We start from the raw sequence: 20,650 nt of genomic DNA, 5'->3' as shown, positions 1-20,650 counted from the left end.
AATATCCTTTTAGCTTTTTTATTGTAGAGAAACAAAAATACAAATAAGATTAATTGATATATTATAAAATATAATTTATAATTAAATAAACTTTGTGGAAGGTAATATAATATAACTAAAGGTAGGAAAATACTATGAATATTATAATTAAAAATTGTAATAATATTGATTATGGAGAAGTTAAAATAGCAAAGAACAAATTGAATATATTTTATGCTATAAATGGAACGGGAAAATCAACTATAGCTAAAGCCATCATGAATAAGATTGAAAGTTTATGTCCTTTTAAATACATGGATTCTATTAATAAAGAAAATAAACCTGATGTAGAAGGAAATAAAAATATAGGAAAAATTGATATTTTTGATGAAGATTTTGTATCTCAATTTTTGTTTCAACCAGATGAACTGGTAAAAGATAGTTTTGATATATTTATTAACAGTAATGAGTATAAAAATCAATTTAAAAAAATAGAAAAATTAGTTAAAGATGCTAAAGAAATATTTGAAAATGATTCTGATTTAAATAACTTAATAGCGAATTTTTACATTTTTATAAATGGATTTGGAAAGTCTAAAAAAGGTTATTCAAAGGCAGGCTCAATGTACAAAGCTATAGGAAAAGGAAATAAAATATATAATATCCCTGAGGAATTGCAAGCATATAAAAAATATGTGGAAAACACTAAAGAAGGTACAAATGTAAAATGGATTAAATGGCATTTATCTGGTAATAATTTTATGGATATTACAGATACATGTCCATATTGTGCAGAAAAAACTAATGAAAATATCAAGGAAACTATACAAAAAGTATCAAAAGAATTTAATCCTATAGAGATAGGACATTTAAATAAACTTTTAGAAGTATTTGATAATTTAAAAAACTATTTTTCAGAGTCTACAAATAAAGAAATAAAAGAGATTTCAAATAATATATCAGGAATGTCAGATGAACAATTAGATTACTTAGTAGAAGTAAACAAAGAAGTAGTTGATTTACAAGATAAATTAGTGAAAATTAATAACTTGAGCTATCCAACTTTAAAAGGTGTAAAAAAAGTAATAGAAGAAATTTCAAAGTATAAAGTAGATTTAGATACTTTGCATCATCTTAATTCAGAACATACAATAAGTAAAATTAATATTATAAATGGTAAAATAGATAATCTTATTTCGAGAATAGTTGAATTACAAAAAGCAGTAGGCGAGCAGAATAAGATTGTAAAAGATACTATAAATAAATATTCAAAGGAAATTAATGGATTTTTAGAATATGCAGGATACAAATATAAAGTTTCACTGGAAGAAGAGGGAGGAGAGCCTCATAAGCTAAAATTAAAACATTTAAATATGGATAAAAGTATAAATGAAGCTGATTTACACCTAAGTTATGGTGAACGTAATGCATTTGCTCTAGTCTTATTTATGTATAAAACTTTAAAAAACAATCCAGACGTAATTATATTAGACGATCCAATATCTTCTTTTGATGGAAATAAGAAATATGCAATTTTACATAAATTATTTAAAGAAGATAATTCATTTAAAAATAAAACCGTTATATTATTAACACATGAATTTAATACCATTATTGACATGATATATAATGAACTTCCTGAAAAAGGAGCTGTGGCTAACTATATAGAAAATAAAAAGGGAATATTGGAAATAAAAGAAGTAAAAAAAGAAGATATAAAATCATTTATTTCAATAGCAAAAGAAAATATAGAATCTGAAGATAATATAATAAGTAAAATGATTTACATGCGTAGATTAGTAGAATTAGAAAAAAACAAAGAAGGAAATGCTTGGCAACTATTGTCCAATCTTTTTAAAGATAAAAGAAGTACCCCTGTAATAATAGAAGGTAATAGAAAAACAAACATGACAGAAGAAGAAATAAACATAGCTACTGAGCATATTAAAACTTATATTCCAGATTTCGATTATTATGAATACTATGAAAAAATGCACGATAAAGATTATCTTCTTGAAAGATATCAAACATCAAACTCAAATTATGAAAAATTGCACATATATAGAATTTTAAGGAACAAAAATAGTGATAATAAAGTTATTAAAAAGTTTGTGAATGAAACATTTCATATAGAAAATGACTATTTGTTTCAGTTAAATCCTTTAGAATTTGAGGTAATACCAGACTATGTTATAAAAAGCTGTGATAAAGATATAGAAAAAGATTATCCTACAAATAAAATTAAGAAAAAAATTGAATTGTTTGAATTGCCAGCTTCTGCTGGAAAGGGAACATTTAGTAGCGAAGATAGTAAACAAGAAGTTATAAGAATAGATGATATAGACAGTGACTTTGCAGTTTGGATTTCTGGAGATAGTATGGAGCCTGATATATTACATGGTAGTATAGCAATAATTAATAAACAAGAAGAGGTGAGAGAGGGAGATATAGGTGTATTTTTCTTAAATGGAGAGAATTATTGCAAAAAACTAGGTAAAGAAGAGTGGATATCTTTGAATGAAAAATATGAACCTATTAAAGTTGGAGAGAGTGATAATTTTGAGATACAAGGGAAAGTTGTTAGAGTTATACTACCATCAGAAATTGAGGAAGAAGTAGAGTATATATAAATTCACACAATATAAAAGAGCCCAAAGGCTCTTTTATATTTATTTGGGTAATAATAAAACAGGGTGAAAAAATGGATAATAAAATTATAGAAAAAATTCAAAAATATAAAAAAGAGGTTTATAGCCCTTATAACAACAAATTGTATGTTCCAATGCCTGAAAGCAGGGATTTGTTTTTGCCAGTTACAGTAGGCTGTAGCTATAATAAATGTTTGTATTGCGGGCTTAATAAAAATATACAGTTTAAAAAATTGCCATTAGAATTAATAGAAGAAAACTTAAAAAAATTACAGTATATAAATGAATATAGTAAGAGAAAAATAGAAAAAGTGGTATTACTAGGAGGAAATCCCTTTGTATTAAAAACAGAGTATCTACTTGAAATATCAAAATTAATAGTAAAATACTTTAAAGAAGTAAAATATATAAGTTCATTTACAAGGGCAGATGATATTCTTAGAAAAACAGAAGAAGAACTTAAAATATTAAAAGAAAATAGGTACGATAATTTATCAGTTGGAGTAGAATCTGGTTCAAATACTATATTGAAGTTACAAGAAAAAGGAGTAACAGCAGAAGAGAATTTAGAAGCTATGAAAATGTTAGAGAAAGCTAAAATAAATTATTCTGCATATATAATGTTAGGATTTGGAGGAAAAAAATACTCTAATGAAAAGGCAGAAGAAACGTCTAAGCTCTTAAATTTAGTAAAACCATTTGAAATAATAGTAGTAAATTTGGTTTATTTTCCAAATGCACCACTTTTAGAACTTGTAAAAAATAAAGAGTTTAAAAGACTTACACCATTAGAGTCTTTAAAAGAAGAATATTTGCTACTATCTAAATTAAAAATGGAAAATACAATGTTTAATGCAACTCATAAAAATAATGTTATAGCTATAAAGGGGAGGCTTCCGGAACACAAAGATATATTACTAGAGAAAATAAAAAGAAAAATAGCTGATTATGAAAATTAAGTATTTAGAAAAAGTAAAAAATATATTATAATAAAAGACTCTGATATTAAGGAGGAAAAAATATGGAGATGTTATTTATTTTATTAATACCATTTTTAGGTACAACATTAGGTTCGGCATGCGTGTATTTTATGAAAAAAGAGATGAATGCCACATTACACAAAACACTTCTAGGATTTGCAGCAGGAGTAATGGTTGCAGCATCTGTATGGTCACTTTTAATACCAGCAATGGACTTGTCTAAAGATATGGGTAAGCTTTCGTTTATACCAGCAGCAGTAGGGTTTATGTTAGGAATTTTCTTTTTGTTAATATTAGACAAAATAATACCACATATCCACGCAGGAGAAGATAAGCCAGAGGGATTAAAATCACATTTTGGAAAAAGCACAATGCTCATATTGGCAGTAACATTGCACAATATACCTGAGGGAATGGCAGTAGGAATACTATATGCAGGTTATATTTCTGGTAATGCATCAATATCTTTTTCAGCAGCGCTATCACTTGCAATAGGAATAGCCATTCAGAATTTCCCAGAAGGAGCAATAATATCAATGCCCCTTAGAAGTGAGGGACTAACAAAGAATAGGTCGTTTATTTATGGATCTTTAAGTGGTATTGTAGAACCAATAGGAGCAGGACTTACAATACTTGCAGCTAGTCTTGTAGAGCCAGTACTACCTTACTTATTGTCTTTTGCTGCAGGAGCAATGATATATGTAGTAGTAGAAGAACTAATACCAGAATCAGCAGAAGGTGGACATTCAAATATTGCAGTAATAGGCTTTGCAGTAGGATTTACACTAATGATGATTTTAGATGTAGCACTTGGATAAAACAAAAAGAGCAGTAGGCTCTTTTTTTATGTAATATAATAAAATATCTTAAATATATAATAATAAAATTAATAAGAAGAGTATAAACTTAGTAATAACAATGTGAATGATAAACTCACAACGTTTAATTTAAATGACATTGAATAATATAAAAAAGTCCTATAAAATAGGACTTCTTTTACACCAATGTTTCTGCAACGTGTTCTAACATTTTTATAATAGGTAAATCATAAGGACATCTTGGTTCACAATCTCCACACTGAATACAGTCTTTAGCATTTTTTTCCATAGAGTTGTATCTAGTCATGGCCCAGTCCTTTAAATCATACCTTGAGTAGTAACCTTCCATTAAGAAATTAGCAGGAATATCTATACCAACAGAACAAGGAGCACAGTAACCACATCTTCTACAGAAGTTTGTTCCAAGATCTTTTATAGTATCTTGCAACTTAGCTTTTTCTTCGTCAGTAAGTTTCCTAGGATTATTTCCAACACTAGTATTTTCAATTATTTGTTCTATACTATCCATTCCAGGAATAGCCAAAGTTACATTTTCATTTTCTAAATTGTACCTTAGACAAATTTCACCTAGAGGAATAGCACCACCAGCAAGTGGTTTCATAGTAATTACACCAATATTTTTCTTTTTTGCTTTTGCAAAAGCCTTTGTTGCTTGGTCTTCGACAGCATTGTAAGGAAATTGTATAGTTGCGAACTCATCAGTATCTATTAGCTTATCTAACATATCCACACTGTGGCTAGTAACACCTATTTCTCTTACTATGCCTTTTTCTTTCATTTCCTTAATAGCCTTTAAAGCGCCATTTTCACTAAAAATTGTTTCAAATTCAGGTTCTTTACTAACATTGTGAAACTGAAAAAGATCTATGTAGTCAACTTTCAAATTTTCCATACTAGTTTTTAATTCTTCAAGAACTCCTTCATAAGTTCTTTGCATGGACTTAGTAGCTATGTAAAACTTATCTCTTCCTACTACTTCAAGAGCCTTTCCTAGTAGTTTTTCACTTTCGTTGTATCCCCTTGCAGTATCTATAAAGTTAATTCCTTGTTTATGAGCTTCCTCAACTAAACTAATAGCAGTTTTCTCATCTACATTTTGAATAGGAATTCCCCCAAAACCAATAACAGATACTTCATATCCTGTTCTTCCAAGTATTCTTTTTTCCATAATATCACCCTACTATCATTATAAGTAATAATATAGAAAAGTTCTAGTGAAGAATATATAATTCATATAAAAATACAAAAGATTATAGAATTAAAATATTTAACTACCTATGATATAATAATAAAGCAAGTTATTAAGGGGGTTGTTTTTTGCGTAAAGCTATTTATAGAGAATATCGACCCAAAACTTTTGACGAAGTTTTAGGTCAGAGCCAAGTTACTGAGGTTTTAAAAAATCAAGTAAAAAACAATTTAATAGGTCATGCATATATCTTTTCAGGTACTAGAGGAACAGGTAAGACAAGTTGTGCAAAAATATTTGCCAGAGCTATTAACTGTCTCAATCCAAAGGATGGTTCACCTTGTAATGAGTGTGAAAACTGTGAAACCATACTAAGTGAAGAAACTTTCGACATAGTTGAAATGGATGCAGCATCAAATAGACGTATAGAAGATATTAGAGATTTGAGGGATAAGGTAATTTATCCACCAGCAAATTTAAAATACAAAGTCTATATAATAGATGAAGCACATATGATTACAAATGAAGGTTTTAATGCTCTTTTAAAAATAATGGAAGAGCCACCAAAACATTTAGTATTCATTTTAGCAACTACAGAAATTGAAAAAATTCCACAAACAATTCTTTCAAGGTGTCAAAGATATGAATTTAAAAGGTTAGATACTGAATTCATAAAAGAAAATATTTTGAATATAACAAAAGACTTGAACATTGAAATAGAAAGTGAAGCCGTCAATATTATTGCTAACGAAGCAGATGGAGCAATGAGGGATGCACTAAGTACATTAGATCAAGTTATTTCACTGGGTAAAGTCAAAATTACAGTAAAAGACTTAGAAGAAGATTTGGGTTTAGTAGATAAAGACAAGCTTTTTACTTTGGTGGATGCTATTATTTCAAAAGATTTTGACAAAACGCTAGAAAGATTTGAAGAAGTATCAAGTGGCAAAGTAATAGCAAATATATTTAAAGATTTATCACTTCACTATAGAAATTTGCTTTTGGTAAAGAATAAACTGGAAAATTATGTTGAAGCTAGTAGTGTATATATTGAAAAATATAAAGAACAAGCAAAATTAATAGGATTAAATCAAATAGTTGAGTCCATAGATATATTAATGGAATTTGAAGTAAAATTGAAGACTACAGAAAATCCTGTTATACTAGGAGAGCTTCTAGTTACAAGGTTAATAGACTATGTGAATTACAATAGCTTTAAATCTAAAATAAACTTTTTAGAAGATAAAGTGAAAGAATTGGAAAAAAAGATATCTAATTTAAAAGTTGAAGATTTACAAAAAATATCCAAAGAGCCTGAAAACAAAAAGGCTACAATAAAAGAAGATTCTAAAAAAGAAGTTGAAAAAACTTTAGAAGAGAAAGAAAAGAGATCTGAAGATAAACCATTAAAAGAAGCTGAAACCTCGCAAGAAGAGGCAGTTGAAGAAAAAGAAGGTTTAGACAAATACAAAGAAACTGAATATTGGGAAGAAATCGTTGGAAAATTACCAACTCCAATTTTAAAAGGTTTTATAAAAAAATCAACATACAGATTTATAGACGACAAGAAAAGGCTTGTTATACTATTTAGAACAGAAGACACTTCTATGAAGCTAGTTTGTTCAAATATTGGTATAATAAAGAATATAGTAAAAGAAGTTATAGACGAAGAACACGATGTCTACATTACAGTAGAATCGAATTACAATGAAATAAACCAAAGTAGAAAAGAACAGAATTTAAAATTAATTCAAGATTTATTTGGTGAAGAAAACATAGAAATTATATAGGGGGTATTTAATTATGGCTAAATTTCCAAAAGGCGGAATGCCAAACATGAATAATATGATGAAACAAATGCAAAAAATGCAAAAACAAATGGAGGAAGCTCAAGCAAAACTTGAAGAAACTGAATTTACAGCAACAGCTGGTGGTGGAAGTATAGAAGTAACAGTTAACGGTAAAAAAGAATTAGTATCTGTTAATATAGACCAAGAAGTTGTAGATCCTGACGATGTAGAAATGTTACAAGATTTAATTATAGTAGCAGTAAACGATGCACTTAGTAAAGTGTCAGAAACAAGTGAGAAAGAAATGGGCAAATTCACTGGAGGAATGAACATTCCTGGCTTATTTTAGTAGGTGATTAAATGGGATTATATCCAAAGCCAATAGAAAATTTGATAGTAGAACTATCTAGCTTACCTACAATTGGAAGAAAGTCTGCAAAAAGATTAGCTTTTAAAATTGTAGATATGGACAAGGCAAAAGTCCAAAGTTTAGTTGATGCTTTACTGTCAGTAAAAGAAAAAATACACAACTGTAGTAATTGTGGCAATTTAACTGACTTAGAAATTTGTGACATTTGTGCAGACGACAGTAGAGATAAAACTACAATAGTTGTAGTAGAAGATAGTTCAAATATAGTTTCTTTAGAAAAAACTAGAGAGTACAAAGGTCAATATCATGTCTTAAATGGTTTAATTTCTCCAATGTCAGACATAGGTCCAGAAGATTTAAATATTGAAAGACTTATAGAAAGAGTAAAAGCTGGAGGAATAGAAGAAGTTATACTATCATTATCACCAACTGTAGATGGAGATTTTACAATAAACTTTCTGTCAGAAATATTAAAGCCTTTAGGTGTAAAAGTGTCTAAAATTGCAAATGGAGTTCCCATAGGTGTTAGTTTAGAATACTTTGATGAAATGTCTATTTACAAGGCGTTAGAAGATAGAAGAGAAATTTAAAAAGCATGGGAAACCATGCTTTTGTTTTATATGGAATTTCAATTAAAAAGAATGGGGGCATTCAGTGATATTAAATCAATGGTATGCAATAGCATCTTCAAAAGAAGTAAAAAATGATAAAGTATTAGGTTTAAAGAGGTTAAATTTAGAATTAGTACTGTATAGAGAAAATGGTAAAGTGAAAGTATTAGAAGATAAATGTTGTCACAGAGGAGCTGCTCTTAGTAAAGGAAAGAAAGTAAATAACTGTATACAATGTCCGTTTCACGGAATAGAATTTGCAGGAGATGGAAGTAGCAAATATATTCCAGCAGAGGGAAAAGCATTTCAAAAGAGCCTTAATAGATTTAAGGTTAAATCTTATCAAGTTGTAGAACAAGATGGTATTATATTCATTTGGTATGGTGATGAAGAACCTACAATTCAACCTCCACACTTTGAAGTTATAAGAAACAGCAACTTAAAAATGAAAGAAAAAACTGACGTTTGGAATGCTCATTATTCAAGGGTTATAGAGAATCAATTAGACACTATTCACTTGCCATTTGTACATCATAATACAATAGGTAGAGGAAATAAGACACTTGTAAATGGACCAAAAGTAACGTGGATAGACGAAAATACATTACAAACAAGTGCAAATAACGATTTAGACAATGGACAACAACCTTTAAAACCAGAAGAAAGTATTATAAAAGATACAAACTTGACGTTTAAATATCCAAATATATGGCTTAACCACGTATCAGACAAAATATTAATAATGATATTTTTTGCTCCAATAGATGATTCTAACACGAAATTATATTTAAGATTTTACAACTCTATAACGGGAATAGGAATAGTAGACAGCATAATATCATGGTTTGGAAAGTTTGCTAATAATATAGTACAAAAACAGGACAAAAGAGTTGTAATAACACAAAAACCGAAGGCATCTGGTTTAAAAGTAGGAGAAAAGTTATTGGTAGGAGATAAGCCGATAATAGAATATAGAAAAAGAAGAGAAGAGTTAAAAAACATAAAGAAAAATGATATTGAAAGTTAAAGGTTATATTATAGGGGTTGGTAAAAATATATAAATTTAAGAAAGAGATAAAAGAAGCGTTAAAGATATCCTTACCAGTTGGAATAGGATACATATCAATAGCTATAGCATTTGGATTACTTGCAAAAAACTCAAATTTGACATTACTAGATACATTTTTATTTTCAGCAGTATTATATGCAGGAGCTTCTCAGTTTATGGCGATAGAATTAATAATGGCAGGTGTGCCAGTAATAGGGATAGCAATATCGGTATTTTTACTTAATTTAAGACTTTTGGTTATGGCGACATCATTAGGAGTAAAGACAGATAAAATAGATAAAAAAGCAATTCCTATATTAGGGCTTTTACTAACTGACGAATCATTTTCGATGCTTTCCTTTACAAAAAAGAAACTTACAACAGTTTATTCTTTATTTGTTGAAATAATACCCTATTTATTTTGGGTAGGCTTTTCAGTAGTAGGTTATATAATAGGAGATATTTTGCCAGAAAAGTTGACTATTAGCTTAGGAATAGGACTTCCGGCTATGTTCGTAGCTCTATTAGTTCCTTCTTTGAAGAAAAATACAAGAGGAATAGTACTTTCAATAATGGCGGGAACAATTTATGGGATAATTTATATTACAAAAATAATCCCAACAGGATGGGATATAGTTGTGGGAATATTACTCTCTAGTTTTATAGGATATGTCTTAATAAGGAAGGGTGTAATTTAATGAAAAGTGAATACTTTATATTAATAATACTATGTGCAATCCTTACAAGTGGACCTAAAATAATTACACTAATATTTCTAAAAGGTAAAAATATAAAAAGAGAAGTAGTAGAATTTTTGAATATAATACCATTTTCAAGCCTTGCAATATTAATAACTAGAAGTGTATTAACAATGGAAAAAGAATTAATTTTACCTTCAGTAATTTCAATAGGAGTATGTTTTTTAGTATCGTATTTTAGAAAAAGCATAGCTCAAACTATAATATCGGGGGTAGTAACCATGTTTGTTATTATACAAATAATGGGGATATAATTTGACACCTTAAAAAAACTGTGCTATCATTTAGTCAATTAAATATTTAAAAGTTTTCTAGGGTTCCGCAATTATATATTGGTCAGGTCCAAGAGAAGACGCATATCTTATAGATATGTACACGGAAGGATAAAAGCCTTGGAGTTAATAACTCCAGGGCTTTATTTTTTTATTATAAAGGAGGAAATTATGATTAATTTACTTTTAATGACAGTAATGACTAGTGCTGCAGACAGTATCAATCCAATAGCTATCACTCAACAATTTGTTTTACAAGGTATGGTAAAGAAAGCTAAACATATCTGGTATTTCATAGTAGCTATTGGTGTAACAAACTTTATAGGTGGATTATTAGCATATTACGGATTAGTATCGGTTATAAGCGAATTTATGAAAAGCCTGACTTCTAAATTTGGTACAGGAATATATATAGCAGAATTTATAATAGGAATTTTATTTTTGATATCCACAATATATTTAATATTTAAAAGTAGAATAAAGAAGATGGAGCCACAAGAAAGTGAAAATGATGAAAAAAATGCTATTGCAAAAAAAATAAAATCAGTATCACCATTATCATTAACAGTATTAGGAATAATAGCTACTATTTCAGAATTGACAACAGCATTACCATACTTTGCATTTTTAACAATTTTATTTAATTACAGTCTAAGTTTAGGGACATTATTAATAATACTTGTAATATACAACATAATTTATTCAATGCCATTGATAATCATGTACTTTATTTATGTAAAAGCTCAAGATAAGTTTGATAAATTGTATAAATTTATTAAAGATAAAATGAATAAATGGTCTAAAATACTAGCACCAGCAGTTACTACAATAATAGGAGGATTCTTAGTATATCATCCTCTAGCAGCACTATTGTAAAACAAAAAGGTCTTAAACTATGAATGTTTAAGACCTTTTTATAAATTCCTTTTTAAATAAATCATATCTATTAATTGTTTGCCTTCTTCAAATATTGGTAAATTGTAATTATCTATAAAAAAATTTTTAACTACATGGGAATATGTAAATTCACATTTAGTATAAAAAGAAAGAGTTTGTTTGCTACTACCGGTGCCAACATATATTACAGACCCTAAATCTTTATAAAAATTTAAAATATGTTCCATAATTTTTGTACCATACCCTAATTTATAATATTTAGGTACAACTGCAATGTTTTTTATTTCGAATATTTCATCATCCTCTTTTGTAATTACAGAAACAGCTTTTAAATCATGGTCATATAAAGCGAACATTTTACCTCTGTACAAATATTTTAAAATCATATCTTTTTGTTCATCGGCAGTCAACAATAAATCTAAATAATCTAACTTTTCATTATTTGCAACTTCTACAAAATCCACAGGTTACTTCCCGAACCATATAATTATTTCTCTATTTGCATTTTCCATGGAATCTGAAGCATGGACAGAATTTTCTTGAACATCCTTTCCGTAAATTCCACGAATTGTATTTTTGGGAGCTTGTTCAGGATTTGTAGGACCATTTATGTATCTCACTTTTGAGATAGCGTTTTCACCCTCTACAATTAAAGCTACTATTGGACTTCTAGTAATATAATCTAAAACCTCGCCAAAAAATGGTTTATCTGCAATATTTGAATAATGTTTTTCAGCGACTTCTCTTGAAGCTGATATCATCTTCATATCAGTTACTTTTAAGCTGTTTTCCTCATAAAAATTAATTATATTTCCAATTATATTTCTTTCAACCGCATCTGGTTTAATTAACACTAAAGACTTTTCCATTTAAATTCTCCTAACTAATATTTTTTGTAATTATATCATAAAACATCACAAAGAAAAAGTTTTCACAAAAATATATTAAAAAGTATTTTATTGAAATGGTCTATTAAAGTAAAACTATTATAATCATTAAGATAATTATTAAAGTTTCAAAATATATAATAAGGATATTTATACTTAAAGAAGATGTAAATTAAAATAAGGAGGATAAAATTTTGAAAAACAAATATGAATTTGAAGCAGTAATAAGAAAAGTTCCGGACATAGATGGTGCATATGTAGAATTTCCATATGATGTAAAAAAAGAATTTGGAAAGGGAAGAGTTAAAGTACATGCCACATTTGACGGAGAACCATATGATGGAAGTTTAGTAAGAATGAAGACAGTAAATCACATAATAGGAATAAAAAAAGATATTAGAAAAAAGTTAAATAAACAACCGGGAGATACAATTTTTGTAACCATAGAGGAAAGAGAATAGTAGAGTAGATAAATTTTTGGGTAGGGGATAGATTTATGAATAAAAAAATAAAAATAGACATATATTCAGATTATGTTTGTCCATTTTGTTATATGGGAAAAACAAATCTTTATAATGCTATAAGAGAATTGAAGATGGAAGATCAGGTCGAAATTAATTTTAAGACATATCAATTAGACGAAAATGCAAAGATAGATAACCACAAAACAAAATATGATTCGATAGTAGAAAATTCAGAAAAACCAATAGAAATAACAATAGCAGAAATTAAAGAAATAGAGGAACAAGCAAAAGACATAGGATTAGATTATAACTATGATATTATGCTTACTGCAAATACTAAAAAAGCACATAAATTAACAAAATATGCATCTATAAAAGGAAAACAAAAAGAATTTGTAGATATGGTGATGCAAATGTATTTTACTAATGGAGCAAATTTAAATAGTGATGAGCAATTAGTAGAAATGGTAGAAAAAGTTGGTTTAGATATTAGAGAAGCGGAAGAAGTTTTAAAAACTGATAAATTTGAAGATGAAATTGCAAAAGATAAATATGATGCTTTTCAGTACCAAGTAAAATCCGTTCCATTCTTTATATTTGAAGATAGATACGGCGCTCCAGGAAAACAAAATAAGGAGGTATTCATAGAAGCATTACAGAAAATTAAAGAGTTTAATAAGGAAAATCATTAAAATAGTTTCAATTATTTAAGTTATATAATATAATGTATTGAAGTACTAGAACAGGAGTTTAAAATGAATAGGCGAAAAATAATATTTCAATACATTGTAATTATATTTTTTATTTACAGTATAATAGGCTGGATATATGAAGATATAATAGAAGTTTTAATAAAAAAAGAAGGAAGAAGTAGTGGAGCGTTGGTTGGACCTTACTTACCAGTTTACGGAACAGGAGCATTGTTTATTTTACTATTTGTAAAAGATTTAATTAGTACAAGGATTTTACTTTTTAATGTAAATATAACACCATTGTTGATTTTCTTTATAATAATCGTTGTAACTACAATAATAGAATTAATAGGAAGTTATTTTTTAGAAATTACTAGAGGATATTGGATGTGGGATTATACTACTTACAATTTTAATTTTCAAGGAAGAATATCTTTACAGACCAGTTTGTTATTTGGGATAGGAGGAACGTTTTTAGTATATGTATTTCAACCTTTTCTAGAAAGGAGAATTAGCAAACTTAGTTTAAACACCATAAATGTAACATCATCAATTCTTTGGGTTGTTATAATTGCAGAAATATTATACTTTTTCATAGGTTAAAAAGTATTATGCAAAAGAAACCTTTTCCGATAGTTACTATAATTGATTAAAAAAGTATCACAAAACATTGACAATTTTAATTATACGAACTATAATTTGGATATTACATATAGTAAGTTGTGTAAAATCAACAATAGGTAATCTTATATGATATTGTCGTATGCGTTATTTATTGAGGACATAGTAAAAACAATTTTAAAAAAGGAGGGAATAAATTAAGCAAACGTTTTTACGTCAAAATTCAAGATATCGAAAAGAGAGGTTATTTTTATGGATAAAAGTAGAAATATGCAGGAATTGCGTAAATTAGATGGTAAACCGAGTTGGGGGGCTGCTTTTCCGCAAGCTTTTCAACATATTTTAGCAATGTTGGCAGGAAACATCACACCACCAATAATTATAGCTACAAATTTGGCATTAAGTGAAGAAAAAAAGATTATATTAATACAAGCAGCAATGCTTATAGGTGGAATTACAACCTTAGTTCAAATATTAGCACCACTGGGATTTGGAATGGGGCTTCCAAATGCAATGGGAGTAGCATTTGCCTATATGCCAATATTATTACTTATTGGTAAAGAGTGGGGAATTGGAGCTATATTTGGTGCACAAATAGTAGCAGCATTTTTATCAATTTTTATGGGGATGGCAATGGAAAAAATTGCTCATTTATTTCCACCAGTAGTAAGTGGTACAGTAGTACTCTGTATAGGTTTGTCACTTTACACCACTGCCATGGACTACATAGCAGGTGGTTCTGCAGCAAAAGCAATAGATATGTATGGAGCTCCAAAGTACCTTGCAATAGCAGGAATTGTTTTAATTATAACTTTAATATGTAATTTCTTTGGAAAAGGAATGTTAAAAACACTGGGATTACTAGTAGGAATGATAGCAGGATACATAATTTGGGCATTTTTTATAGGAGTTGATACTAAAGGTATAACAGAGGCTTCTTGGGTAGCTTTACCTAAAATATTTTATTTTAAACCAGTATTTAAAATTGAAGCAATAGTAATAATGATTTTAATGTACATAGTACAAGCTGTTCAAACTATAGGAGATGTTTCTTCAACAGCGGTAGGGGCATTTAACAGACCAGCTACTCACAAAGAGCTTGGTGGTGCAGTAAAAGGAACAGGGATTTGCGGTATGCTAGGTGGAGTAATTGGTGGTTTTCCAACAGACCCATTTAGTCAAAACGTTGGTATTATAGTTACTACTAAAGTAGTTGCAAAAAGAGTATTTGTTATTTTAGGTGGAATGCTTGTACTAGCAGGACTTCTTCCAAAATTTGGTGGAATAATGACTTCTATTCCAGCACCGGTACTTGGGGGAGCTACTATAACGGTATTTGCGGCAATAACAATGTCTGGGGTACAATTAATAACAGAACAACCACTAAATTATAGAAATAAACTTGTGGTAGGTATTTCATTGGCAATAGCTGTTGGTTTTTATGTAAAACCAGAAGTTTTAGGTGCATTAAACTTTATTCCAGAACAAATAATAAGTGTTTTAACTGGTTCTCCAATTATAGTAGGTTTTTTAGTTTCATTTATATTAAACTTATTAGTTCCAAAAGATGAGTCACAACCAATAGATGATTAATAGAGAAAAACTCATGAGAAATCATGAGTTTTTTATTTGTAGAAATAGCTAATTGATATATAATATTACTATAAAATATTTTATAGGTATGGTGAGTATGAAAAAGGACGTTTTTGAGAGAAAAGTAACAAAAGAAATGTTAAATTACTATGATTTATTACATGGTGGTGAAGCTTTTAAAATGATGGATGCAACAGCAGGAGAAATAAGTAGGAATTTTGTAAAAGGTAGAACATTAACAAAAGCAGCTAATAATATAGAGTATAACTTTAGTGTTTACTTAGGTGAAACTATAATATCTAGTGCAGAAATAAAAAAAGTAGGAAATACTTCACTTAATGTTTATGTTGAACTTAAAGTAAAGGAAAGAGATAATGAGGTTAGTTCATCGGGAGAATTCATTATGGTTTCAGTAGATGAAAATTTTAATCCAAAACCAATTAGAGATATATCTGTTTAAGATAAAAGATATATTTTTCTTTTTTTACACTAATTGAAATGATTTCAAAAATGTGTTAGAGTTAAATAATGTCCAAGGGAGGTTGATAGTAGAATGGCTACTAATATTAAAGATACAAAAATTCATTCTAATATGAGTTTACTACAAAGATTTGTACCATATTTTACAAAATATAAATTTGTTTTATTTTTTGATTTATTTTGTGCTAGTATGACTACAGTTAGTGAAATGGCATTACCACTAATTCTTAGATTTTTAACAAATACTGGAATGAATGATATTGGAAGTTTAACAATAAATACTATTATAAAGTTAGGAGTATTATTCTTAGTTTTAAAAATAATAGATGTTCTTTCAAGTTATTATATGCAAAAAACTGGTCATATAATGGGAGCTAAAATAGAAACAGATATGAGAGGAGATGTTTTTAACCATCTTCATAAATTGTCAGATAGCTACTTTAATGATACAAAAGTTGGACAAATAATGACAAGAATAACAAATGATTTATTTGATGTAACAGAGTTTGCTCATCACTGTCCAGAAGAGTATTTCATAGGTGCAATTAAAATAATAGTTTCATTTATTATTTTAATAAATATAAATATACCTTTGACACTTATTATATTTGCGTTTATTCCAATTATGATAATTGCCTCTGGCAAATACAGAAAGAGAATGAGAAGAAGTTTTAAAGCTCAAAGAAATCATATAGGTGAAATAAACTCTCAAGTAGAAGATAGTTTACTTGGAGTTAAAGTTGTAAAGTCTTTTGCTAACGAAGAACAAGAAATTAGAAAATTTAACGAAGGAAATGAAGAATTTCTAGACATAAAAAAAGAAACTTATACACATATGGCAGGATATCAAATGGTAACAAAGATATTCGACGGAGTTATGTATTTGGCTGTTATAGTGTTTGGTGGAATTTTTCTGATAAACGGTTCACTTAATCCAGGAGATTTAGTTGCATATGTGTTATATGTGAACACGTTACTTGCAACAGTAAAGAGAATAGTTGAATTTGCAGAACAGTTCCAAAGAGGAATGACAGGAATAGAAAGATTTGTAGAATTAATGGATCAAGACATAGAAATATTTGACGAACCAGATGCAATTGAACTTAAAGATGTAAAAGGAGATATAGTAGTAGACAATATATCTTTTCATTATCATGATAATGAAGATATAGTATTAAATGATATTTCCTTAGACATAAAAAGAGGTACTAATGTTGCATTAGTAGGTCCATCAGGTGGAGGAAAGACTACTTTATGTAATTTAATACCGAGATTTTACGATGTAGATAAAGGTAAAATAACTGTAGATGGTAAAGATATAAAAGAATTAACATTGAAAAGTCTAAGGTCTAATATAGGAATGGTACAGCAAGATGTGTATTTGTTCTCAGGAACAGTATTTGACAACATAGAATATGGAAAGCCAGGTGCTAGTAGGGAAGAAGTAATAGAAGCAGCAAAATTAGCAGGAGCATATGACTTTGTAATGAGCTTACCAAATGATTTTGATACCTATGTTGGAGAAAGAGGATTAAAACTTTCGGGAGGACAAAAACAAAGAATTTCTATAGCAAGAGTATTCTTGAAAAATCCTCCAATATTAATACTAGACGAAGCAACATCTGCTTTAGATAATAGAAGTGAAAAAGTAATACAAAAATCTTTAGAAAAACTTGCAAAAGGTAGAACTACCTTGACAATTGCCCACAGACTTACTACAATTCAAAATGCTGACAAAATTATAGTGTTAACAGAAGGAGGAATTGTAGAAGAAGGTAACCATAAAGAATTAATGGAGAAAAAAGGGTACTACTATAATCTTTACACACAAGGTAATATGAGTTTAGACACTATGGATGTAGATAAATTCAAAGACGACAATTTAGTAACAGCTTAAAATAAAAAAGTCCTATAAATAGGACTTTTTTTGTTTTCAAATATTAAGAAAAATAATTTATATACCAATCTTTAGAATTTTTATAAAGTATTCTTTCAAAATCTTCTTTTTGAAAATTATTAACTATAAATTTTATATCTTCACTACTAAAAGGACGTTTAGCCCTAGTAGAAGGCAAGTCAGTTCCAAATAAAAGAGCATCTTTAGAAATAGAATGTATTTCTTTCATTATATTTAAAGGCTCAAAGTTAATTCTACCAAAACCAGTAGATTTAACTTTAACACCATTTCTAACTAATCTTAAAAGAGTGTCATTCCCTTTTGAAGACATACCTAAATGGTCAATAGATACACGAGGAAGAGAAAGGATAATATCTTCTTGTGGTGGTGTAATTTTACTAACATCAATGTATAATTCGGTACTCCAGCCACAAAGGTTGTAAACTCTTTTTGCAAGGGTAAAAAGATGGATTATATCTTCGGAGCCTCCTCTAAAAACATTAAACCTAATAGCTCTAACACCTTTTTCATGCAACAATTTTATTTCAGAGTCAGTAGTAGTAATTGGGAGTTGAGTAACTCCAATATATCCATGACTATTTAAACAACTTAATGCAGAAATTAAGTAAGATTGGTCATATCCTTGAAAAGAACCAGATACAATAGCTCCACCAACAGATTCTAGTTCAAAAGAATCTAAAGCTTTTTTATAAGAATCTATATTAAAGTTTTCAGGTATGAAGCCGTTATTTTCTTGTAATGGAAATTTGTCATCAATAATATGCAGATGTGCATCAAATACTTTCATAAACTCTCCTTATAAATTTAAGTAATTTAAAACCAAGGTTAAAACCTTGGCTTTTGTTAATTGTTATTTACTTCATTATAATAATCAAAATACTCTTGTTCTTTTTCTGTTTTTCGTTGTTCTTTCTTAAAAAGGTATAATCTAGCATAAGTTGCCTCCATATATGGATTTAAGATTATACTTCCAATATTAAAACTTAAAAGAGAAAGTAAGGCCCAACCAAAAAATGAAATTTCTAAAACGAAGATATCAAATTTTTCTCCATAAGTCATTTGTCTACTTAATTCAATAGCATCACTTAAAGACATTTCAGGGTTTTCAGCTAAAATGTACTCAACATAGTAATACTCGTAAAATTTTATTATTCCTGGAATAATAAAGCATATAGTCCAAAGAGTTAGGTAAATATCTCTTAAAAAAAGTTTACTAGCAAGTCCTGTCCAAGAGTTATCTTTAAAATAACTGAATAAGAATTTTACTTTTGGAATTTCACTATATCCTTTTAGGAAGAAACTTTTTAGTCCAATAGTTAGTGGGTTTATAAATAAAATTCTCAAAACAAAAAATATTAACGAAATTAGTCCTAAAAATAAAATTGGTATTTTTATTGATAGAACTCCTGAAAAGAAGTTTACAAACAAGTTGTTATTTACATTAAATCCACCAACACCATATAAATCATTTCCAATAGTACCTAAAGGACTAAGAGTTAAAAGACCTTTTCTTCCATTAACTAAGTCTGGATCGTTTAAAAATTCATTTAATTCAAAATTACTCTTGTTTAAAAAATTAGTGGTTTCATCTTCATCTAAGATTTCGTCATAATCATCATCTTCTAAAAAATCATCGTAGTATCTTTCTTCAGATTTTATAGTTTCATTTAATTTGTTACGTGTAAAAATAGAAACATTATCTGAAAAAGTTGCATCTAGTGCAAAAAATCCAACGATTATTGTAAAAATTAAACATGCTAATATTGAATTTGTTAAGTTTTTACTTAAAAACTCTTTAGCATCAGCTTTTAGTTTTACTCTATTCCACATAAAAACCTCCTTGAATATATTTAAGTATAACATATAAAAGATATAAAAATATATGTACTAAAATTCATACAGAATCCACACAAACAGTATATAATTACTAAAGAAGGAATGGTGAAAATGAAGGCTAAAATACTTTTTTTAGAAGATGATTTAAATATAAGAGAAGTTTTGACAGAATATATAAAACTGGCAGATATGGAAATAACTTCAGTAGAAAATGGGAAAAATGCAATAGAAGAGCTTGAGGCTAATAAATTTGATATAGCTATTTTAGATATAATGGTTCCAGAACTGTCTGGTCTTGAAGTTTTAGAGTATATTCGAGGTAAAAACTTTGAAATGGGAGTAATAATGTTGACGGCCCTTGGAGATGAGAAGACACAAATAGAAGCATTTAATACTTATGCAGATGACTACATAGTAAAACCAATATCGCCAATACTCTTAATTAAAAGAATAGAAACTTTATATAGAAGATTAAATTTTAAAAATAATACTAAAGAAAACACTAAAGGTTTATTTATAGATAAAGACAAATACCAAGCTTTTTTTAATGGAGAATCTTTAAACTTAACAGTAAGTGAATTTCTACTTTTAGAAACATTATACAGTTTACCAGAAGTTGTTTTTACAAGAGAACAGTTAATATACCAAATATTTAATGAAGATTATATAGGTAATGACAGGATTATAGACTCACATATCAAAAATTTAAGAAAAAAATTACCTGAAAACCATATAAAAACAGTTATAGGAGTAGGATATAAATTTGAAAGGTGATAGT

Annotated in this window: 22 protein-coding genes and 1 riboswitch; of the genes, 17 read left to right on the top strand and 5 right to left on the bottom strand. The window is 28.3% G+C overall.

Annotation, left to right across the window (positions count from 1 at the left end; genetic code table 11):
• The first annotated feature begins 134 nt into the window (after positions 1 to 134).
• The 3 genes from CS899_RS08640 (at position 135) to CS899_RS08630 (ending at position 4,425) form a co-directional block, all read left to right on the top strand.
• Positions 135 to 2,609 (top strand): S24 family peptidase, encoded by a 2,475-nt coding sequence (locus CS899_RS08640; protein WP_100065789.1) that lies wholly within the window; start codon positions 135 to 137, stop codon positions 2,607 to 2,609.
• 71 nt (positions 2,610 to 2,680) lie between these two features.
• A complete protein-coding gene (locus tag CS899_RS08635; protein ID WP_100065788.1) occupies positions 2,681 to 3,586 on the top strand; it encodes a radical SAM protein in 906 nt (301 codons plus the stop codon).
• A 62-nt stretch (positions 3,587 to 3,648) separates the two neighbouring features.
• Positions 3,649 to 4,425 (top strand): ZIP family metal transporter, encoded by a 777-nt coding sequence (locus CS899_RS08630; RefSeq protein ID WP_100065787.1) that lies wholly within the window; start codon positions 3,649 to 3,651, stop codon positions 4,423 to 4,425.
• Positions 4,426 to 4,603: 178 nt separating this feature from the next.
• Here CS899_RS08630 and CS899_RS08625 read toward each other — a convergent pair whose 3' ends face one another.
• A complete protein-coding gene (locus CS899_RS08625; protein WP_100065786.1) occupies positions 4,604 to 5,614 on the bottom strand; it encodes an aldo/keto reductase in 1,011 nt (336 codons plus the stop codon).
• Positions 5,615 to 5,763: 149 nt separating this feature from the next.
• Between CS899_RS08625 and dnaX the strand changes: the two genes are divergently transcribed.
• The 7 genes from dnaX (at position 5,764) to CS899_RS08590 (ending at position 11,360) form a co-directional block, all read left to right on the top strand.
• A complete protein-coding gene (dnaX, locus tag CS899_RS08620; RefSeq protein WP_100065785.1) occupies positions 5,764 to 7,425 on the top strand; it encodes a DNA polymerase III subunit gamma/tau in 1,662 nt (553 codons plus the stop codon).
• A gap of 13 nt (positions 7,426 to 7,438) precedes the next feature.
• On the top strand, positions 7,439 to 7,774 hold the full coding sequence (locus tag CS899_RS08615; protein ID WP_100065784.1) for a YbaB/EbfC family nucleoid-associated protein: 336 nt from the start codon (positions 7,439 to 7,441) through the stop codon (positions 7,772 to 7,774).
• An 11-nt stretch (positions 7,775 to 7,785) separates the two neighbouring features.
• The gene (recR, locus tag CS899_RS08610; protein ID WP_100065783.1) at positions 7,786 to 8,385 is read left to right on the top strand and encodes a recombination mediator RecR; all 600 of its coding nucleotides are present in this window, start codon (positions 7,786 to 7,788) and stop codon (positions 8,383 to 8,385) included.
• Between the two features lie 64 nt (positions 8,386 to 8,449).
• The gene (locus CS899_RS08605) at positions 8,450 to 9,433 is read left to right on the top strand and encodes an aromatic ring-hydroxylating oxygenase subunit alpha (RefSeq protein WP_100065782.1); all 984 of its coding nucleotides are present in this window, start codon (positions 8,450 to 8,452) and stop codon (positions 9,431 to 9,433) included.
• A gap of 17 nt (positions 9,434 to 9,450) precedes the next feature.
• The gene (locus CS899_RS08600; protein WP_242491898.1) at positions 9,451 to 10,152 is read left to right on the top strand and encodes an AzlC family ABC transporter permease; all 702 of its coding nucleotides are present in this window, start codon (positions 9,451 to 9,453) and stop codon (positions 10,150 to 10,152) included.
• Entirely contained in the window at positions 10,152 to 10,466 is a 315-nt protein-coding gene (locus CS899_RS08595) for an AzlD domain-containing protein (protein ID WP_100065781.1), read from the top strand. The genes CS899_RS08600 and CS899_RS08595 overlap by 1 nt, the downstream gene beginning before the upstream one ends.
• Positions 10,467 to 10,512: 46 nt before the next feature.
• Positions 10,513 to 10,612, top strand: a riboswitch (guanidine-I (ykkC/yxkD leader).
• Between the two features lie 43 nt (positions 10,613 to 10,655).
• The gene (locus tag CS899_RS08590; protein ID WP_100065780.1) at positions 10,656 to 11,360 is read left to right on the top strand and encodes a GAP family protein; all 705 of its coding nucleotides are present in this window, start codon (positions 10,656 to 10,658) and stop codon (positions 11,358 to 11,360) included.
• A gap of 38 nt (positions 11,361 to 11,398) precedes the next feature.
• On the opposite strand, the gene CS899_RS08585 is transcribed toward CS899_RS08590, so the two are convergent.
• Positions 11,399 to 11,845: a GNAT family N-acetyltransferase gene (locus CS899_RS08585; RefSeq protein WP_164995903.1), complete on the bottom strand. Its 447-nt coding sequence runs from the start codon at positions 11,843 to 11,845 to the stop codon at positions 11,399 to 11,401.
• A 3-nt stretch (positions 11,846 to 11,848) separates the two neighbouring features.
• Positions 11,849 to 12,250: a nucleoside-diphosphate kinase gene (gene ndk / locus CS899_RS08580; protein WP_100065779.1), complete on the bottom strand. Its 402-nt coding sequence runs from the start codon at positions 12,248 to 12,250 to the stop codon at positions 11,849 to 11,851.
• A 212-nt stretch (positions 12,251 to 12,462) separates the two neighbouring features.
• Between ndk and CS899_RS08575 the strand changes: the two genes are divergently transcribed.
• The 6 genes from CS899_RS08575 (at position 12,463) to CS899_RS08550 (ending at position 18,015) form a co-directional block, all read left to right on the top strand.
• Positions 12,463 to 12,729 carry a DUF1905 domain-containing protein gene (locus CS899_RS08575; protein WP_242491897.1) on the top strand — a complete coding sequence of 89 codons (267 nt, stop codon included), beginning with the start codon at positions 12,463 to 12,465 and terminating at the stop codon, positions 12,727 to 12,729.
• A 35-nt stretch (positions 12,730 to 12,764) separates the two neighbouring features.
• The gene (locus CS899_RS08570) at positions 12,765 to 13,424 is read left to right on the top strand and encodes a DsbA family oxidoreductase (RefSeq protein ID WP_100065777.1); all 660 of its coding nucleotides are present in this window, start codon (positions 12,765 to 12,767) and stop codon (positions 13,422 to 13,424) included.
• Between the two features lie 63 nt (positions 13,425 to 13,487).
• Positions 13,488 to 14,027 (top strand): putative ABC transporter permease, encoded by a 540-nt coding sequence (locus CS899_RS08565; protein WP_100065776.1) that lies wholly within the window; start codon positions 13,488 to 13,490, stop codon positions 14,025 to 14,027.
• Between the two features lie 270 nt (positions 14,028 to 14,297).
• The gene (locus CS899_RS08560; protein WP_100065775.1) at positions 14,298 to 15,638 is read left to right on the top strand and encodes a uracil-xanthine permease family protein; all 1,341 of its coding nucleotides are present in this window, start codon (positions 14,298 to 14,300) and stop codon (positions 15,636 to 15,638) included.
• Between the two features lie 97 nt (positions 15,639 to 15,735).
• Positions 15,736 to 16,098 (top strand): hotdog domain-containing protein, encoded by a 363-nt coding sequence (locus CS899_RS08555; protein WP_164995902.1) that lies wholly within the window; start codon positions 15,736 to 15,738, stop codon positions 16,096 to 16,098.
• Between the two features lie 93 nt (positions 16,099 to 16,191).
• On the top strand, positions 16,192 to 18,015 hold the full coding sequence (locus CS899_RS08550; protein ID WP_242491896.1) for an ABC transporter ATP-binding protein: 1,824 nt from the start codon (positions 16,192 to 16,194) through the stop codon (positions 18,013 to 18,015).
• 43 nt (positions 18,016 to 18,058) lie between these two features.
• On the opposite strand, the gene CS899_RS08545 is transcribed toward CS899_RS08550, so the two are convergent.
• Together CS899_RS08545 and CS899_RS08540 are read right to left on the bottom strand one after the other, a co-directional pair.
• The gene (locus CS899_RS08545) at positions 18,059 to 18,823 is read right to left on the bottom strand and encodes an amidohydrolase family protein (RefSeq protein ID WP_100065773.1); all 765 of its coding nucleotides are present in this window, start codon (positions 18,821 to 18,823) and stop codon (positions 18,059 to 18,061) included.
• 56 nt (positions 18,824 to 18,879) lie between these two features.
• A complete protein-coding gene (locus tag CS899_RS08540) occupies positions 18,880 to 19,866 on the bottom strand; it encodes a DUF975 family protein (RefSeq protein WP_164995901.1) in 987 nt (328 codons plus the stop codon).
• A 117-nt stretch (positions 19,867 to 19,983) separates the two neighbouring features.
• On the opposite strand from CS899_RS08540, the gene CS899_RS08535 reads away from it, so the two are divergent.
• Positions 19,984 to 20,646 (top strand): response regulator transcription factor, encoded by a 663-nt coding sequence (locus CS899_RS08535; protein WP_207204774.1) that lies wholly within the window; start codon positions 19,984 to 19,986, stop codon positions 20,644 to 20,646.
• The last annotated feature ends 4 nt before the right edge of the window (positions 20,647 to 20,650 follow it).

The sequence above is a fragment of the Miniphocaeibacter massiliensis genome (assembly GCF_900232905.1).
Classification (GTDB): domain Bacteria; phylum Bacillota; class Clostridia; order Tissierellales; family Peptoniphilaceae; genus Miniphocaeibacter; species Miniphocaeibacter massiliensis.
This window is presented reverse-complemented; position numbering and strand designations above follow the sequence as displayed.

Excerpts from the sequence above, each read along its gene's own strand:
- CS899_RS08640 (WP_100065789.1), top strand. The coding sequence starts at position 135 with ATGAATATTATAATTAAAAATTGTAATAATATTGATTATGGAGAAGTT.
- CS899_RS08590 (WP_100065780.1), top strand. The coding sequence starts at position 10,656 with ATGATTAATTTACTTTTAATGACAGTAATGACTAGTGCTGCAGACAGT.
- CS899_RS08555 (WP_164995902.1), top strand. The coding sequence starts at position 15,736 with ATGAAAAAGGACGTTTTTGAGAGAAAAGTAACAAAAGAAATGTTAAAT.
- ndk (WP_100065779.1), bottom strand. The coding sequence starts at position 12,250 with ATGGAAAAGTCTTTAGTGTTAATTAAACCAGATGCGGTTGAAAGAAAT.
- CS899_RS08570 (WP_100065777.1), top strand. The coding sequence starts at position 12,765 with ATGAATAAAAAAATAAAAATAGACATATATTCAGATTATGTTTGTCCA.
- CS899_RS08615 (WP_100065784.1), top strand. The coding sequence starts at position 7,439 with ATGGCTAAATTTCCAAAAGGCGGAATGCCAAACATGAATAATATGATG.
- CS899_RS08635 (WP_100065788.1), top strand. The coding sequence starts at position 2,681 with ATGGATAATAAAATTATAGAAAAAATTCAAAAATATAAAAAAGAGGTT.
- CS899_RS08625 (WP_100065786.1), bottom strand. The coding sequence starts at position 5,614 with ATGGAAAAAAGAATACTTGGAAGAACAGGATATGAAGTATCTGTTATT.
- CS899_RS08560 (WP_100065775.1), top strand. The coding sequence starts at position 14,298 with ATGGATAAAAGTAGAAATATGCAGGAATTGCGTAAATTAGATGGTAAA.
- CS899_RS08595 (WP_100065781.1), top strand. The coding sequence starts at position 10,152 with ATGAAAAGTGAATACTTTATATTAATAATACTATGTGCAATCCTTACA.
- CS899_RS08545 (WP_100065773.1), bottom strand. The coding sequence starts at position 18,823 with ATGAAAGTATTTGATGCACATCTGCATATTATTGATGACAAATTTCCA.
- CS899_RS08540 (WP_164995901.1), bottom strand. The coding sequence starts at position 19,866 with ATGTGGAATAGAGTAAAACTAAAAGCTGATGCTAAAGAGTTTTTAAGT.
- CS899_RS08630 (WP_100065787.1), top strand. The coding sequence starts at position 3,649 with ATGGAGATGTTATTTATTTTATTAATACCATTTTTAGGTACAACATTA.
- CS899_RS08565 (WP_100065776.1), top strand. The coding sequence starts at position 13,488 with ATGAATAGGCGAAAAATAATATTTCAATACATTGTAATTATATTTTTT.
- CS899_RS08535 (WP_207204774.1), top strand. The coding sequence starts at position 19,984 with ATGAAGGCTAAAATACTTTTTTTAGAAGATGATTTAAATATAAGAGAA.
- CS899_RS08550 (WP_242491896.1), top strand. The coding sequence starts at position 16,192 with ATGGCTACTAATATTAAAGATACAAAAATTCATTCTAATATGAGTTTA.
- recR (WP_100065783.1), top strand. The coding sequence starts at position 7,786 with ATGGGATTATATCCAAAGCCAATAGAAAATTTGATAGTAGAACTATCT.